Origin of the sequence: Hydrogenophaga sp., from assembly GCF_026125785.1 — a bacterium.
In the GTDB taxonomy this organism is placed as follows: domain Bacteria; phylum Pseudomonadota; class Gammaproteobacteria; order Burkholderiales; family Burkholderiaceae_C; genus Hydrogenophaga.
In genome coordinates this window covers 77,157-92,842 of the sequence record NZ_JAHCKL010000009.1, presented here as the reverse complement: position 1 = coordinate 92,842, position 15,686 = coordinate 77,157, and the positions used below count along the sequence as shown (strand labels likewise).

The 15,686-nt window shown below is 68.1% G+C and carries 15 protein-coding genes; 9 read left to right on the top strand and 6 right to left on the bottom strand.

Annotation, left to right across the window (positions count from 1 at the left end):
- Nucleotides 1-13 precede the first annotated feature (13 nt).
- Both KIT53_RS11080 and KIT53_RS11075 read right to left on the bottom strand, forming a co-directional pair.
- On the bottom strand, nt 14-643 hold the full coding sequence (locus KIT53_RS11080) for a response regulator transcription factor (RefSeq protein ID WP_297752123.1): 630 nt from the start codon (nt 641-643) through the stop codon (nt 14-16).
- Nucleotides 621-1,781, bottom strand: a complete 1,161-nt coding sequence (locus KIT53_RS11075) for a response regulator (RefSeq protein ID WP_297752120.1) — start codon at nt 1,779-1,781, stop codon at nt 621-623. Before KIT53_RS11075 ends, KIT53_RS11080 begins: the two co-directional genes overlap by 23 nt.
- Nucleotides 1,782-1,953: 172 nt before the next feature.
- Between KIT53_RS11075 and KIT53_RS11070 the strand changes: the two genes are divergently transcribed.
- The 8 genes from KIT53_RS11070 (at nt 1,954) to KIT53_RS11035 (ending at nt 10,639) form a co-directional block, all read left to right on the top strand.
- Nucleotides 1,954-2,400, top strand: coding sequence for a hypothetical protein (locus KIT53_RS11070; RefSeq protein WP_297752117.1), 447 nt, complete (start codon nt 1,954-1,956; stop codon nt 2,398-2,400).
- A gap of 71 nt (nt 2,401-2,471) precedes the next feature.
- Nucleotides 2,472-2,834 (top strand): response regulator, encoded by a 363-nt coding sequence (locus KIT53_RS11065; RefSeq protein WP_297752114.1) that lies wholly within the window; start codon nt 2,472-2,474, stop codon nt 2,832-2,834.
- A 28-nt stretch (nt 2,835-2,862) separates the two neighbouring features.
- Nucleotides 2,863-4,917: a chemotaxis protein CheW gene (locus KIT53_RS11060; RefSeq protein WP_297752111.1), complete on the top strand. Its 2,055-nt coding sequence runs from the start codon at nt 2,863-2,865 to the stop codon at nt 4,915-4,917.
- A 314-nt stretch (nt 4,918-5,231) separates the two neighbouring features.
- Complete coding sequence (locus KIT53_RS11055; RefSeq protein WP_297752108.1) at nt 5,232-6,074, top strand: CheR family methyltransferase; 843 nt, start codon at nt 5,232-5,234, stop codon at nt 6,072-6,074.
- Nucleotides 6,075-6,098: 24 nt separating this feature from the next.
- Nucleotides 6,099-6,728: a chemoreceptor glutamine deamidase CheD gene (gene cheD / locus KIT53_RS11050; protein WP_297752106.1), complete on the top strand. Its 630-nt coding sequence runs from the start codon at nt 6,099-6,101 to the stop codon at nt 6,726-6,728.
- An 11-nt stretch (nt 6,729-6,739) separates the two neighbouring features.
- On the top strand, nt 6,740-7,840 hold the full coding sequence (locus KIT53_RS11045) for a chemotaxis response regulator protein-glutamate methylesterase (protein WP_297752103.1): 1,101 nt from the start codon (nt 6,740-6,742) through the stop codon (nt 7,838-7,840).
- Between the two features lie 28 nt (nt 7,841-7,868).
- Nucleotides 7,869-8,375, top strand: coding sequence for a hypothetical protein (locus tag KIT53_RS11040; RefSeq protein WP_297752100.1), 507 nt, complete (start codon nt 7,869-7,871; stop codon nt 8,373-8,375).
- Nucleotides 8,372-10,639, top strand: a complete 2,268-nt coding sequence (locus tag KIT53_RS11035) for an ATP-binding protein (protein WP_297752097.1) — start codon at nt 8,372-8,374, stop codon at nt 10,637-10,639. Before KIT53_RS11040 ends, KIT53_RS11035 begins: the two co-directional genes overlap by 4 nt.
- 21 nt (nt 10,640-10,660) lie before the next feature.
- Here the strand turns inward: KIT53_RS11035 and KIT53_RS11030 are convergent, their stop codons facing one another.
- Together KIT53_RS11030 and KIT53_RS11025 are read right to left on the bottom strand one after the other, a co-directional pair.
- A complete protein-coding gene (locus KIT53_RS11030) occupies nt 10,661-11,800 on the bottom strand; it encodes a hypothetical protein (protein WP_297752094.1) in 1,140 nt (379 codons plus the stop codon).
- A gap of 134 nt (nt 11,801-11,934) precedes the next feature.
- A complete protein-coding gene (locus KIT53_RS11025) occupies nt 11,935-12,639 on the bottom strand; it encodes a hypothetical protein (RefSeq protein WP_297752091.1) in 705 nt (234 codons plus the stop codon).
- Between the two features lie 227 nt (nt 12,640-12,866).
- Here KIT53_RS11025 and KIT53_RS11020 point away from each other — a divergent pair, with 227 nt between their 5' ends.
- Complete coding sequence (locus tag KIT53_RS11020) at nt 12,867-14,411, top strand: PAS domain-containing methyl-accepting chemotaxis protein (RefSeq protein WP_297752088.1); 1,545 nt, start codon at nt 12,867-12,869, stop codon at nt 14,409-14,411.
- 22 nt (nt 14,412-14,433) lie between these two features.
- Here KIT53_RS11020 and KIT53_RS11015 read toward each other — a convergent pair whose 3' ends face one another.
- Nucleotides 14,434-14,838, bottom strand: a complete 405-nt coding sequence (locus KIT53_RS11015) for a hypothetical protein (protein ID WP_297752084.1) — start codon at nt 14,836-14,838, stop codon at nt 14,434-14,436.
- Nucleotides 14,839-15,002: 164 nt separating this feature from the next.
- Nucleotides 15,003-15,644: a response regulator transcription factor gene (locus KIT53_RS11010; protein ID WP_297752081.1), complete on the bottom strand. Its 642-nt coding sequence runs from the start codon at nt 15,642-15,644 to the stop codon at nt 15,003-15,005.
- Nucleotides 15,645-15,686 lie beyond the last annotated feature (42 nt).

Genomic DNA, 15,686 nt, shown 5'->3' with positions numbered 1-15,686 from the left:
GGGGCGGCAGGGCTCAGACGATGCCGTTGCGGATCGCATAGACGGTGAGTTCGGCGTTGTTGGCCAGGTGCAGCTTTTCCAGCACGCGCGCCCGGTAGACGCTCACGGTCTTGGGGCTGAGCATGAGTTCCTCGGCAATGTCGGACAGCTTCTTGCCGGAGGCGATCTTCTGCAGGGTCTGCAGTTCGCGCTCGGACAGGCTGGCGTGCAGTTCCTCGCTTTCGGGTGCGCTCAGCGTGTCCACCAGCATCTGCGCCACTTCGGGCGTGACGTACTTGCGGCCCTGCTGCACCGTGCGGATCGCACCCACCAGCTCGGCGGGCTCGCCGGCCTTGTTGACATAGCCGCGCGCGCCAGCGCGCAGGCAGCGTATGGCGTACTGGTCTTCCGGGTACATGGAAACCACCAGCGTCTTCACGGTGGAGCCTTCTTCCTTGAGGGTGGCCAGCACCTCCAGGCCGCCGCGCCCGGGCATGTTGAGGTCGAGCACGAGCACGTCGCAATCGACCTTGCGCATGAGTTCGCGCAGTTCGGGGTAACTGCCGGCTTCGCCCACCACCTGGATGTCGGTGGCCTCTGAAATCGTGTCGCGGATGCCACGCCGCACCACGGCGTGGTCGTCACACAAAATCACTTTGATCATGGGAGTCCTTGTCGGCTTGCGCCGGGTGGTCCGGGTTCGGAGAAGACTGCAGAGGCACCGAGAGAATGACCGAGGTGCCCCGGGGGGATGAGCTCACGTCCAGCCAGCCACCCACCTTGGCAGCGCGCTCGCGCAGACCCAGCAGGCCAAAGGAATTGGACTTGCGCAGGGCCTGTGCGTCCAGGCCCTTGCCGTTGTCGGTGACCTCCAGCGTGAGCACGCCTTCGCGGTCGCTGAGGTCGATGTCCACCGCCGTGGCCTGCGCATGCTTGGTGATGTTGGTGAGCGCCTCTTGCGCGGTGCGGTAGGCGACCAGTTGCACGTCGCGCGGCACCTCGATCTGTTCGGAGGAGCGGCGCACGATCACACGCTGGCCGGTGCGGCGCTCGAACCCCGAGGCCAGCCAGGCCACGGCGGCCACCAGCCCCTGGTCCAGGATGGGCGGGCGCAGGTTGGTCATGATGCGGCGGCTGGCATCCAGCGCGTGCTGCAGCATCTCCAGCGCGGAACTCACGTGCCGGCGCATGTCGTCGTCGGCGGCGCGGCGGCCGACCCAGGCCAGGTCGAGCTTGACGGCGGCCAGCGCGCCGCCGATGTCGTCGTGGATCTCGCGCGCAATGTCGGCGCGTTCCTGCTCGATGCCGGTCTGCAGGTGTTCCGCCAGTTCGGCCAGGCGCTGCCGCGACTCGGCGAGCTCGGCGTCGGCCAGGGCCTTGGCGTGGCGGGTCTCGTGCACCTCGATGGCCCGCTGGATCACGTGCGAGAGCCGGTGCATGCTGTCCTTGAGCAGGTAGTCGCTCACACCGCGGTGCATGGCATCGACCGCGGCGGCTTCGCCGATGGCACCCGAGAGGATCACGAAAGGCACGTCCAATTGCAGTTCGTGCAGCACGTCCAGCGCGTCCATGCCGGTGAAGCCGGGCAGGTGGTAGTCCGCCAGCACGATGTCGTAGTGCCCGCCTTGCAGTTCGCGGCGGAAGTCGTCCACCGTGTCCACCAGCACCAGCTCGCTCGCAAGCTGGCTGCGCTGCAGGGCAAATTTCACCAGCGCATGGTCGACCCGGGAATCCTCCAGATGCAGGATGCGGACCGGGCGTTTCTCCGCCGGGTTGTCCAACGTCTCGGGCAGGGCGCTCATGGCAGGGTCGGGGTGTGGGAGGCTGCACACCCCGGGCGTCCCGGAGGCGACTTGGGTGGCAGTTTGGGCGGCAAAAGGGGCTGAATTCGGGCCGTTATCGGCCGATAACCAAGACAGCGAATCCTGAAAATTGTAATACCCGCCCCTCTATCTTCAGCCCCGAGGCCCCGCCATGTCCTACCCGACGCTGCCGCCCGCCATGCCGACCGTCTCGCTGCCCGTGCACGTGGCCGCGGAGGTGCAGGACGCGCTGCTCATGGCCATGACCGACCTGCAGCGCCTAGAAGGTTTGCTGGACCATGCCACGGCCAACCTGCTGGAGCGTTTTGGCGCCGCCAACCGCCTGCTGGGTGCGTCGGCGGCCGAAGCCGGTGCGTCGGACCTGGCGCCGGTGCGCCAGGCTCTGCACCAGGCGGTGACGGAGCTGCAGTTCCACGACATGGCCACCCAGCTCATCGTGCACACCGGCAAGGTCCTGCAGGGCTGCGCCTGGCGCCTGGCGGAGGAAACCATGGCGCCGGAAGAAGACGAACAGCCCCTGGGACTGGCGCCCATGCCGCAGCGTCCGAGCCCGGTCACCCAGAGCGAGATGGATGCTGGGTCCATCGAACTCTTCTGAGCAGAAGCGCACACCCCAGGATTCAAGTCGACCCCGAAACGGCCGATACCTGACCCAACACGGAGCACTCCATGCGATCGATCCTTGCCGTAGACGACTCGGCCTCCATGCGAAAAATGGTGTCGTTCACCCTCACGGGGGCGGGCTTTCATGTGGTGGAGGCCGTGGACGGCCAGGACGCCTACGAAAAAGCCCAGAACCACAGCATCGACCTGGTGCTGACCGACCAGAACATGCCCGGCCTGGACGGCCTGAGCCTGACGCGCAAGCTGCGCGAGCACCCCCGCTTCAGGAGCACACCCATCCTGATCCTCACCACCGAGTCCAGCGACCAGATGAAACAGGCTGGCCGCAACGCGGGCGCCACGGGTTGGCTGGTGAAGCCTTTTGATCCGGGCCGCCTGATCGAGGTCATCCAGAAGGTGATCCGATGAGCCCCTGCAGTTGCCAAGGAGTTTCACCATGGGTGAAATGATGAATGAAGGGCACCATGTCGGAGACGACATCGACCTGAGCCAGTTCTACCAGATCTTCTTCGAGGAAGCGGGTGAGAACCTGGACCAGATGGAGCAGATGCTGCTTGCGCTGGACGTGGCGCACGCCGACGACGAAGAACTCAACGCGATCTTCCGCTGCGCGCATTCGATCAAGGGCGGCGCGGCCACCTTCGGCTTTGCCGACGTGGCCGAACTCACGCACCAGATGGAGTCGCTGCTGGACAAGCTGCGCCGCCATGAACTGCAACCCACCACCGCGATGGTGGACGTGTTGCTGGAATCGACCGACGCGCTGCGCGGCCTGCTGGCGCGCCACCAGGGCCGCGACGTGACACCGCCGCCCACCGGGGAGCTGGTGCGCCGCATCGAGACACTGGCCCACGGCAGCGCGACCGAACCGCTGACCGCGCCACGCGCCGCCGCCGCACCAGTGGCGACACCCGCCGCCGAAGCCCCGGCTGCGCCGGTGGCCGGCAAGGCCGAACGCATGCTGGACATCCACATCGGCCCGCTGCAGAACCCGGCTTCGGCCGATGGCATCGCCGAACTGTTCCGCGACATTCCGGGCCTGGGCCGCGTCGAGCCCCTGCCCTGCGACATGGCCACCAGCCGGGCCTGGCGCGCGCACACCAGCGCCAGCGACGCCGACCTGATGGACCTGTTCACCTTCCACGTGGGCAAGGACGACATCCGCATCACGGCGGCCGATGCCGGCGAAGGCAAGGACTTTGGCTTCTTTGAAGGCGCGCCGGGCCTGCCGGCTGTGGCGGCGACTGCAGCACCGGCACGGGAAGCCGCAAACACCCCGTCTGCGCCAACGCGCGCCGAAGCACGGTCGGGTACTGGCGCCGCGCCGGACTCCACCACGCTGCGCGTGGCCGTGAGCAAGGTGGACCAGCTCATCAACCTGGTGGGCGAACTCGTGATCACCCAGGCCATGCTGGCGCAGAAGAGCCGCGAACTCAGCGACAACGCCAGCCACCCGCTGCTGGCCGGCCTGGCCGACCTGGACCGCAATACGCGCGACCTGCAGGAAGCGGTGATGTCGATCCGCATGATCCCGATGTCGGTGGTGTTCAGCCGCTTTCCGCGCATGCTGCGCGACCTGGCCGGCAAGCTGGGCAAGAAAGTGGAGCTCATCACACAGGGCGAAGCGACCGAACTCGACAAGGGGCTGGTGGAAAAGATCACCGACCCGCTGACCCACCTGATCCGCAACAGCTGCGACCACGGCATCGAGATGCCGGAGGAGCGCCTGGCCCGCGGCAAGACCGAACACGGCACCATCACCCTCTCGGCCTCGCACGAGGGCGGCTCCATCCTCATCGAGGTACGCGACGACGGCAAGGGCCTGTCGCGCGAGAAGCTGCTGAAGAAGGCGCGCGAGAAAGGCATCGAGGCGCCGGACACGATGACCGACGCGGAGGTCTGGCAACTGATCTTCGCCCCCGGCTTCTCCACCGCCGAGGCGGTGACCGACGTCTCCGGGCGCGGCGTGGGCATGGACGTGGTGAAGAAGAACATCACCGCGCTCAACGGCACGGTGGAGATCGATTCAGCCGAAGGCTACGGGCTGCGCGTCTCGGTGCGCCTGCCGCTCACGCTGGCCATCATGGACGGCATGTCGGTGCGCGTGAGCGACGAGGTTTACATCCTGCCGCTGTCCAACGTGGTCGAGTCCTTCCTGGTCAAGCCCGGTGACATCAACACCATGGCGCAGGGCGCGCAGGTGGTGAAGGTCCGCGAAGAGTACATGCCGGTGATCGAACTCGAGCGCGTGTTCGACGTGCCGCGCTTCGAGCACAACAGCGCCAGCCCCATCATGGTGGTGGTGGAAGCGGACGGATCGCGCGTGGCCCTCATGGTCGATGAGCTTCTGGGCCAGCAGCAGGTGGTCATCAAGAACCTCGAATCCAACTACCGCAAGGTGCCCAACGTCTCGGGCGCCACCATCCTGGGCGACGGCAAGGTGGCCCTGATCCTGGACACATCTGGCCTGGTGCGCCGTTCGCGTCATTGATATGAGACACCCCCCTGCGCCGCTGCGCGGCTTCCCCCCTCTCTGGCGCGCCTTTGGCGCTTGGAGGGGGGACGGCTTCTCGGGCCGGCGGAGCCGGACCCTTGAAGCCTCTGGGTGTGGGTGGCGCTCGAGCCGGCGGAGCCGGGCCCTTGAAGCCTCTGGGTGCGGGGGGCGCTCGGGCCGGCGGAGCCGGGCCCTTGAAGCCTCTGGTCGGGGGTGGGGTTCTCTCTTGCTGCTGCTGGGCGTTGGTTGGTTTGTCTTGGGTGAGGGTTGATATGGACACCTTCGCGCCGGTTTCTCCTCGCGTTTCGGTCTTGCGGTCCACAGCTGCGGCAACCGATGGCCCGCTGGCCGAAGGGCGCGAGTTCATCTGGTCGGATGCGGACTTCACGCGCATCAAGGCGTTGATCTACAAGAAGGCGGGCATCAGCCTGCACGATGGCAAGCACGCCATGGTCTACAGCCGCGTCTCTCGCCGACTGCGGGAGACCGGGCACGGCAGCTTCAAGAGCTACCTGGACTGGCTGGAACAGCACGACGGCGGGGAGTGGCAGGAGTTCATCAACGCACTGACCACCAACCTCACGGCCTTCTTCCGCGAGCAGCACCATTTCGGCATCCTGGCCGATCTGCTGGCGGCGCGGCGCACGCACGACTGGCGCATCTGGTGCTCGGCCGCCTCCACCGGCGAGGAGCCCTACTCCATCGCCATGACGGCTGCGGAAACCCTGGGCCCGCAAGGCCGTTTCCACATCGTCAACAGCGACATCGACACGCAGGTGCTGGCCACCGCGCAGCGCGGCATCTACAAGGCCGATGGCGTCAAGGGGTTGAGCGCCGAGCGCATGCAGCGTTTCTTCATGCGCGGCAAGGGCGGCAACGCCGGCCTGATGCGCGTCAAGCCCGAACTCCAGAAGCACATGGGCTTCCAGACCGTGAACCTGATCCATGAACTGCCGTTCCACGAACCCTTCGACGCCGTGTTCTGCCGCAACGTGATGATCTATTTCGACGCGGCGACACAGCGGCAGGTGCTGGAGCGCATCCACCGCGTGATGAAGCCCGGCGGCATGCTGTTCGTCGGCCATGCAGAAAACTTCAGCGATGCGCGCAACCTGTTCGCGCTGCGCGGAAAGACCGTGTATGAGCGGTTGTAAACGCTGCAGTCCCGGAGACGCCGCATGATCGTCGCATCGCCGTCGCCGCTGGACCGCCTCAAGGCTGCTCCCCGCAAACCGGGCGAGGCCAGTTTTTTCTACCACGACCACCACTTCCACCACGACGCGGTCAAGGTGCTGCCCGGCGAGTACTTCGTCACCGGCGACGACCTGTTGCTGATGACGGTTCTGGGCTCCTGCATCGCGGCCTGCATCTGGGATCCGCGCGTGCGCGTGGGCGGCATGAACCACTTCATGCTGCCCGAGGGCGGCGGCGACGCCGGCGGGCGCTATGGCTCCTACGCCATGGAACTGCTGATCAACGAGATGATGAAGCTGGGCGCGCGCCGCGAGACCATGCAGGCCAAGGTGTTTGGCGGTGGCCAGGTGATGCACAGCTTCACCACGCTCAACGTGGGAGAGCGCAACACCCGTTTCGTGCTGGACTACCTGCAGACCGAACGCATCGCCGTGGTCTCCAAGGACGTGATGGACATCCACCCGCGCAAGGTGTGCTACTTCCCATCCACCGGCAAGGCCATGGTCAAGCGCCTGGCGCACTCGCACCCCGAAACCCTGGAAACGCAGGAACGCAAGGGCAGCGCGGTCATCGTGGCCAAGACCACGGCCGGCGGCTCCATCGACCTGTTCTGAGGACCGACACCATGACCAGGAAGATCAGCGTGGTGGTGGTGGACGATTCCGCACTGGTGCGCAGCCTGCTGAGCGAGATCATCAACCGCCAGCCCGACATGACCTGCGTGGGCGCGGCCAGCGACCCGCTGGTGGCACGGGAGATGATCCGCGAGCGCAACCCCGATGTCATCACGCTGGACGTGGAGATGCCGCGCATGGACGGGCTGGAGTTTCTCTCGCGTCTGATGCGCCTGCGCCCCATGCCGGTGGTGATGGTCTCCACACTGACCGAGCAGGGTGCCGAAATCACCCTGCGCGCGCTGGAGATGGGCGCGGTCGATTTCGTGGCCAAGCCGCGCATCGGTGTGAGCAGCGGGCTCAGCGAGCTGGCGGGCGACATCGTGGACAAGATCCGCACGGCGGCGGGCGCCCATGTCCGGCGCCTGCCGCCAGCCACGGCAACGGCGCCCACCTCCGCCGGCGCCGGCACGGCGACGCCGGAGCCGGCACGGCCCGCGCTGCCGCGCCTGGCCACCGAGAAGGTGGTGTGCATCGGTGCCTCCACCGGTGGCACGGAAGCCATCCGCGAGGTGCTGGTGCCGCTGCCGGCGGACGCGCCCGCCATCGTGATCACGCAGCACATGCCCCCTGGCTTCACCAGCAGCTTCGCCAACCGGCTCAACTCGCTGTGCCGCATCCACGTGCAGGAGGCACGCGACGGCGAACGCATACTGCCGGGTCACGCCTACATCGCGCCCGGCGGCCGCCACCTGCGCATCGACCGCAGCGGCTCCAACTACGTGGCCGTGGTGGAAGACACCGAACCCGTGAACCGCCACCGGCCTTCGGTGGAGGTCCTTTTCCGCTCGGCCGCGCGCGTGCTCGGCCCGAACGCGCTGGGCATCATGCTCACCGGCATGGGAGCCGACGGCGCGGCGGCCATGCGGGAGATGAAGGACGCCGGCAGCTACAACTATGTGCAGGACGAAGCCAGTTGCGTCGTCTTTGGCATGCCGCGCATGGCCATACAGCACGGCGCGGCCCACGAGGTCCTGCCCCTGACCCAGATCGCGCCCGCATTGCTGGCGCGTCTTGCGGCGACGCCCTCGGGTGTGCGCCACCGCATCTGACTTCCACACCCGCCTTTCTGGAACCACCATGTTCAACCGTCGCCTGTTCGCGCTGCTGTGCCTGCTGGCCGGCAGTGCCTTTGCCGCGCCCACCGATTCGCTGAAACCACCTTCCGGCCGCGCCGTCCTGAGCGTCACCGGCAAGATCGCCGTGACCAACCAGCCAGGCCGCGCCGCCTTCGACATGGCCATGCTGGAAGCGCTTCCCCAGCACAGCTTCACCACCCGCACGCCCTGGTTCGACAAGCCGGTGACGTTCACCGGGCCGCTGCTGGCCGACGTGCTGGCCCTGGTCAAGGCCAGTGGCGCCACCATCAACGCCGTGGCGATCAACGACTACAAGATCAGCATTCCAGTGGCCGACACCACCCAGCACGAACTCATCATGGCGCGCCTGATCGACGGCCAGCCCATTCCGGTGCGAGAGAAGGGGCCGCTGTTCGTGGTCTATCCGTTCGACAGCAAGGCCGAGCTGCGCACCTCCACCTTCTACGAGCGCTCGATCTGGCAACTCAAGGCACTGGACATCCAATGAACACCCAGCCCACGGGCATGGCGCGCTGGAGTGTGCGGCAGTGGGCCGCCGCCATCAGCGCGCTGCTGCTGATCACCCTCACGCCATTGGGCTGGATCCAGTGGCAGCAATACCGCCTGCTGGAGGATGTGGCCGCCCACCAGGTGGACTCCATCATGTGGCAGGCCTACCAGCTCGAACGTGAACTGGGCCGTCTGGATGAATCCGTGCACAACGCGCTGGCCAGCGGCGCCAACGTGGACACGGACGAGTTCGCCGAACGCTACGAGGTCTTCCTCAGCCGCATCGACCTGCTGACCCACATCCCCCGCCACGACCTGCTGGAGACCTCGCCCAGCTACCTGGTGGCCACCGACCAGCTCAAGGCGTTCGCGTCCATGGCGGACCCGCTGTTCGCCAGTCCCAAGGCGCTGCTGGACAACCCGACGGAACTGGGCCGGCTGCACCTGGCCATCGACCAGATGCTGCCCACGCTGTCCGAGCTGACCCGCGAGGCCAACCGGGCGGTGGCGCGCTTCGTCGACGAGCGCAACCAGCAACTGCGCCAGCAGAGCCAGCTCGTGATGACGCTGGCCGCCGTGCAGGTCGCGGTGATGCTGGTCTTCGTCGCCATGCTGGTGCGCCACATCCGACACCAGAACCGGCAGTACGAGCGCCTGCAGCGCCTGAGCCGCGAACTGGCCGCCGCGCGCGACCTGGCGGAGGCCGCCAACCGGGGCAAGAGCGTGTTCCTGGCCAACATGAGCCACGAGATCCGCACGCCGTTCCAGGGCGTGCTGGGCATGCTCAACCTGCTGGACGACACCCGGCTCTCCGGCCAGCAACGCGACTACGTGCAGACCGCACGCGACTCCGCCCAGCACCTGCTGGGCGTGCTCAACGACATCCTGGATGTCTCGACCATGGAGTCGGGCACCATGCGCCTGTCGGTGGCGCCCATGAAGCTGCGTGAGGTGGCGCACGAGGTGGAAGACCTGATGCGCGTGACCGCCCGCGAAAAGGGCCTGGTGCTGAAGGTGAACATTGCCAGCCAGGTACCCGAGTGGGTGCTGGCCGATGCCACGCGCGTGCGCCAGATTCTCTTCAACCTGCTGGGCAATGCGGTCAAGTTCACGCCAACCGGCGAGGTGCGCGCCGACATCGGCCTGGCACCGGAGATGAAGGACGGCATACGCCTCGTGGTGCGCGACACCGGCATTGGCATGGACGAAGAAACGCTGGGCCAGATCTTCACCCGCTTCTACCAGGCCGACAACTCGCTGCGCCGGCGCATGGGCGGCACCGGGCTGGGCCTGGAGATCACGCGCAGCCTGACCCAGATGATGGGTGGCCACATCGAGGTGAGCAGCGAACTGAACAAGGGCACCACCTTCGTGGTCACCCTGCCTCTGCCTCTGGCCGAACCGCCCGCCACGGACTTCGGCGCGCTGCCGGAGCCGTCCACCCAGCGCCGCCTGAGGGTGCTGGTGGCGGAGGACCACCCGATCAACCTGAAGTACATGAACATCCTGCTGGACAAGATGGGGCACGACGCCACCTTCTGCGAGAACGGCCAGCAGGCACTGCAGTTGCTGCAGCAGCGCGACTTCGACGTGGTGCTGCTGGACTACCACATGCCGGTGCTCGACGGTCTGGCCACCACCGAGGCGATCCGCGCGCTCGATGGCCCGGCCGCGCAGGTCAAGGTGATCCTGGTCACCGCCGACGTGGTCAACGACACGCGCAAGCGCGCCCAGGAAGTGGGCGTCAACGAATTCGCCAGCAAGCCCTTGCAGGCGGCGGACCTCCAGCGCGCGCTGCAGCGCTGCGGCCTGCTGGAACCCCTGTCGGGTGACGAAGCCGCTCTGCGCGCGCCGACCGCGCAGGAACCACCGGCGCCCCTGCCCGACGTACACGCCAGCGTGGCCGGCCTGATCGACAGCGAGTCCTTCACCGAGATCATGGGCATGATGCCGCCCGACACCATGAACGAGTTGCTGGACACCCTGTTCGCTCCGCCGGAAGGTACGGTGCATGTGCTGCTCGAAGCGCTCGACCGGGCCGAGCCCGCGGCCATCGCCTACAACGCCCACAAGCTCAAGGGAACGGCGATGCTGCTGGGTTTTCGCGCCATACAGGAGACGGCCGGCGAGATCGAGCGGCGCGCACTGCGCGAGGACGGTGAACCCGCCACGGCGTTGCGCCAGCGGCTGCGGGAAGACATGGCGCGCACCCAGGACGCGTTGGCCCACTTTTCACCGGACGCCCTGGCCGCCACCGCCTGAGGTCCGCGGCCTGCCGCCGCCTCAGAGCACGGCCGCGCGGGCCGCGCCGCCCGAGGGTGCGGCACCACCACTCCCCTCGCGCGCCAGCACCTGCTGCCAGGTGGGCGTGGAACCGGCCGCCGCCGCGGTCGCCGCACCGCCCGGCCGCATGCCCTTGTCGAGCTCCTTCGTGAGCGCCTCCATGGTCGCCTCGGGCAGTGTGAAGGGCGTGACGAACAGCTGCCGCTGGCCCTTCGGTTCGATGTTTTCCGCCGCCAGCGCCGCCCGCGCCCGCGCCTGATCCGCCACCACGGTGAGGCCGCTGCTGCGGATCGGCAGCAGCGTCTCGTTCCAGGAGAATTCGGCAGAAAACCCGGCATCGATCACCCGGCGCATGTTCACGGCGGGTACCCGGTCGGGCTGGAGCATCACCAGTTCATGCGGGCGCTTGCGCGGCTTGGTGGCGGCAAAGGAGTCCCCGGGTGTCGCCGCGCAGGACTGCAGCGTCATCGCCAGCGCACTGCCGCCCGGCGCGGGCTCGCCTTCGGGAAACACCGAAGCCAGGCTGTCGACGCCGCGGAAGAGGCAGCTCATCTTGCTTCGGTAGTGGGATTTCTCCAATGGAAACCGGCCGCTTTCGGCCATTCCCTGCAGCGCCTGCTCCACGAGGAGAACCGAGGGCGCGAACGCGTGCAACAGCGCTGGCTGGCCATGCCACCACAGCGGCGCCGCGGGCGTGGTGGCCTGGAACACGCCCATGTGGCCGAAATGAAGGCGGTCGATCAGGGCGAGCAGGTGGCTTTCATTCAGGCCGGCCCCCTGCGGCGACGTGAGGTCCTGCCAGAGCTCGGGGTCGGCCCGCAGGCGGTCCACGCGGGCCTGGAGGTCCTTTCTCCGGTCGGGGTCGATGACGAAGTCCGCATAGTCCCTGACCTCCCCGCGCTTTTCCATGTCCAGCGCATACAGCTGGTCCATTTCTTCGAGCCGCTCCAGTGTGCGTGCCGTGGTCCGCCAGCGCCCCGCCAGCACAGGCGGCAGGTCGACCGCGCCCACGGCCTGGTGCAGGTCCCGCGCATACAGCGCCATGCTCCCAGGCCAGGGCAGGGGCGCCAGGCGCCCACCGGTGCGGGGTGTCAGGGCAAGGTAGTGCCGCAGGACGGGCGTGGGTGCGATCTTGGGCATGTGTGGCCTCCATGCACGGAGAGGCCAGCATAGGTGCGGCGGGCCCTGCGCGGACGCGCGTTCACGAAACGCCGCATGCGCGGGCCTGGCGGGCCAACGCGCGCCACGGTTGCGCGCCGGCCGCTCGCGGCCACTCAGACGCGGTGACTGACCAGGCGACCGGATTCGAGAGGCGCCAAGCTGCTGTTGCCGCGTTCGTCGTAGGCCTGCACGTCGCCCAGTGCGCGCCGGTCCAGCGCGGCGCTGCTCTCATCGCTGGGCTCGGCGGACTGCGTCCAGCCCTGGGAAGGCGAGGCCAGGGCTGGGTTGGCGGCGCTGCGTGCCCCCGGGTGGAACAAAGTGCGCCGAGAAACCAGCGAAGCGGCGACTTGCGAGAGATCGGGCGCTGTGTCGCTCTGCGCGCCGGGCGTGGACGAGGTGTCTTCGCGGCCCAGCGCGCGGTCGACCACCGAGGCGCTGGCCTGCCAGACATTGGCCAGCACGCTGCGCAGGTGCTCCATGGCCTGGCGATCGCGCTCGCGTTCCGCATGTTGCGCGGCCTGCTCGGCCTGTCGCTGGCTGGCCTGTGCCTGCGCGGTCGCCTGCGTGGTGGCGGCGTCCTGGGCCACCGCAGCCTCCCGGGGGGACCCAGCGGCCCCCTGCCCCGCACCGGGCGAGTCGCCACGCGGCTGCGCCACGGCGAACCCGCGGTGGTGCTCGCGACCCGAACCGAGGCCGGTCTGCGTGCCCTGCCCGCCACCGGGCAGGGCTTGCACGACCGGCACCGGCGCTACGGGCGCGACAGCGGCCGACGGCGGCGTCGGCCAGGACACGGCATGGGTGCTTGTCAGTTGGATCACGGCATTCCCCTTCGATCAAATCCCGCGCCGTCACCTGCGACAAGCCCGGGGTTCTGGCGAAGATGTCGACGGCCTGGGCGCGAACTTGAGGTCTTTTTCGCTCTTCAGGTCACCGCTCGTCGGTTGGCCTTCATGTGCAGCGTTCCCCTACACAAGAAAGTCCGGCTCGGGCCGAAGAGACACATACCAATAGAACCATCCGCCCCACGTCTTCAGAGAGGTCCCGCATGCGCGTCAACAACCCCGTCACCCAGCGCGAATTTGAGTTTCCAGACAACGCGACGCTGATGTCCACCACGGACACGCAAAGCCATATCGCGTACGCCAACGCCGCCTTCGTCGAGGTGAGCGGCTTCACCCTGGAGGAAATCCAGGGTCAGCCGCACAACCTGGTGCGCCACCCGGACATGCCCAGGGAAGCGTTCGCCGACATGTGGGCCACGCTCAAGGGCGGTGAGCCTTGGACCGCGCTGGTGAAGAACCGCCGCAAGAACGGCGACCACTACTGGGTGCGCGCCAACGCCGTCCCGGTGATCCGCCAGGGCCGGCACCAGGGCTACATGTCGGTGCGCACCAAGGCCTCGCGCGAGGAGATCGCGGCGGCCGAACGCCTGTACGCCGACATGCGGGAGGGCCGCGCCGGCCACCTGCGCCTGCACAAGGGCCTGCTGCTGCGCACGGGCCTGGCCGGCCTGAGGTCCGTCTTCAAGACCATGCGCGTGCGCAGCCGCATCCGCCTGCCGCTGGCGGTGTTGCTGGTGGCGCTGCTCGGTGGCGCCGCCGCCCTGGGACTGGGCGCTGCCCAGTGGGGCACGTTCGCGGCTCTGTCGGTGGTGGCCGTGGGCCTGGCGGGCTGGTTCCTGGAAAGCCAGATCGCCGGCCCGCTGGAGCAGTTGCGCGAGCAGGCGCTGCGCGTGGCCACCGGTGATACGCAGCAGGTGGCGCACATGGACCGCGTGGACGAGATCGGCATGACGCTGCGCACGGTCGGCCAACTGGGTCTGATGTTCCGCTGGCTGATCGACGACGTGAGCCAGCAGGTGCTGACGGTGCAGACCGCGGTGACCGAGATCGCGCAGGGCAACAACGACCTGAGCCAGCGCACCGAGCAGGCGGCGTCCAGCCTGCAGCAGACGGCGGCCTCCATGGAGCAGATGACGGCCACCGTGCGCCAGAACGCGGACACCTCGCGCCAGGCCAACCAGCTCTCCAGCACCGCCAGCGAAGCCGCCAGCCGCGGTGGTCAGGCCGTGTCCCAGGTGGTCGACACCATGGGCCGCATCACCGAGAGCTCGCGCCGCATCAGCGACATCATTGGCGTGATCGACGGCATCGCCTTCCAGACCAACATCCTGGCGCTCAACGCGGCGGTGGAGGCGGCCCGTGCGGGCGAGCAGGGCCGGGGCTTCGCGGTGGTGGCCGGCGAGGTGCGCAGCCTGGCACAGCGCAGTGCCGAAGCCGCCAAGGAGATCAAGCAGCTCATCGGTGCCAGCGTGGACACGGTGGAGGCCGGTACGCGCCTGGTGGATGAGGCCGGCAAGACCATGGACGAGATCGTGGTGCAGGTCCAGCGCGTCTCGGACCTGATCAGCGAGATCAGCGCGGCCACCATCGAGCAGAGTGGCGGCATCCAGCAGGTCAGCCAGGCGGTGGGCCACCTGGATCAGGTGACGCAGCAGAATTCGGCGCTGGTGGAACAGGGCACCGCCGCCTCGCAAAGCCTGCAGCAGCAGGCGCAGCGGCTGGTGGAGGCGGTCAGCGTCTTCCGCTGAGTCCGCCGTACAGCCGGCGCGCTCAGCGGGCCAGCAGAGCCGGCACCGGCAAGCGCTGGTGGCGCACCCACCAGGCAACGGCACGCGGCAGCTCCGACCAGTGCCAGACGCTGTTCTCGCGGACGGCCGTGGCCTGCGGCTCGTCAAAGCGCATCACGTCGATGCCGCCGCCACAGTCTTCCAGTTGGCGGGCCAACGATGAACCGCTGGCGCGGTCCAGGCGCGCGTCCACGATGGCCAGTTGAGGCGCGGCATGGTTCGCGCGGCGCACCGCCTCATCGGCGTTGTCGACCCACAGGACCTGTGTGTCGGGCAGCAGGTTGCGCGCCAGCTTGCGCATCGAATCCACGTACTCCCCACGCGGGCAGACCAGCAGCACCTTCAGGGGCAGGCAGCCGGGCGAGACAGGTTCGTGGGACGCGTACATGGCAACTCCGAGGCAGCCCGGGCGGAATGCCGGGCGGGGACCCCACTGTGCCGCCGGAGCGGCCATTCGCATGCCGGGAAACCTGGATACCCGGGGGTGGAATGACCCGAACGCCACACCCTGGCATGCGGCAGCTGTCCCGTCCGCGACATCGCCGGTCGGAATCAGGCGTCGTCGGCGCTGATGAGGCCTTCGCGGATCGCCAGGCGCACCAGGGCCGGCAGGTCGCTCACGCCCAGCTTGGCCATGAGCCGGCTGCGGTAGGACTCCACCGTCTTGGGCGAGAGATGCAGTTGTTCCCCAATGGCCACGCTGGTCATGCCATTGACCACCATGCGAATTACCTGCTGCTCGCGGGCGGAGAGGGACTCGATGCTGCCGGGCGTGGCGTCCTGCATGAGGCCCTCGACAGCGAGCTCCGCCACACCGGTGCCCAGGTGCTTGCGCCCCTGGGAGACCGCCTCGACGGCACTGAGCACCTCCCGCGAGGGCGAGCCCTTGAGCACATAGCCCTGGGCCCCCAGGCGCATGGCCTCGGCCACGTGGCGCGGCTGGGCCGACATGGTCAGCAGGATGGTGCGGGTACCCAACCGGCGCTTCTGGATCTGCTCCAGCACCTCGAACCCCGAGCGCAGGCCCAGGTGCAGGTCCAGCAGCAGCACGCCAGGCGAAAGCCGCAGGATATCGGCCAGCGCCTGTGTGGGCTGGTCGGATTCGCCCACCACGCGGTGCCCCGCGCCTTCCAGTACCGCGCGCAGACCGTCCCGCATCATGGCGTGGTCGTCAACCAGATAGATGTCGCTCATGGCACCGGGCAGGATAGCGCATGCCGGCACAGACGCCCTGAC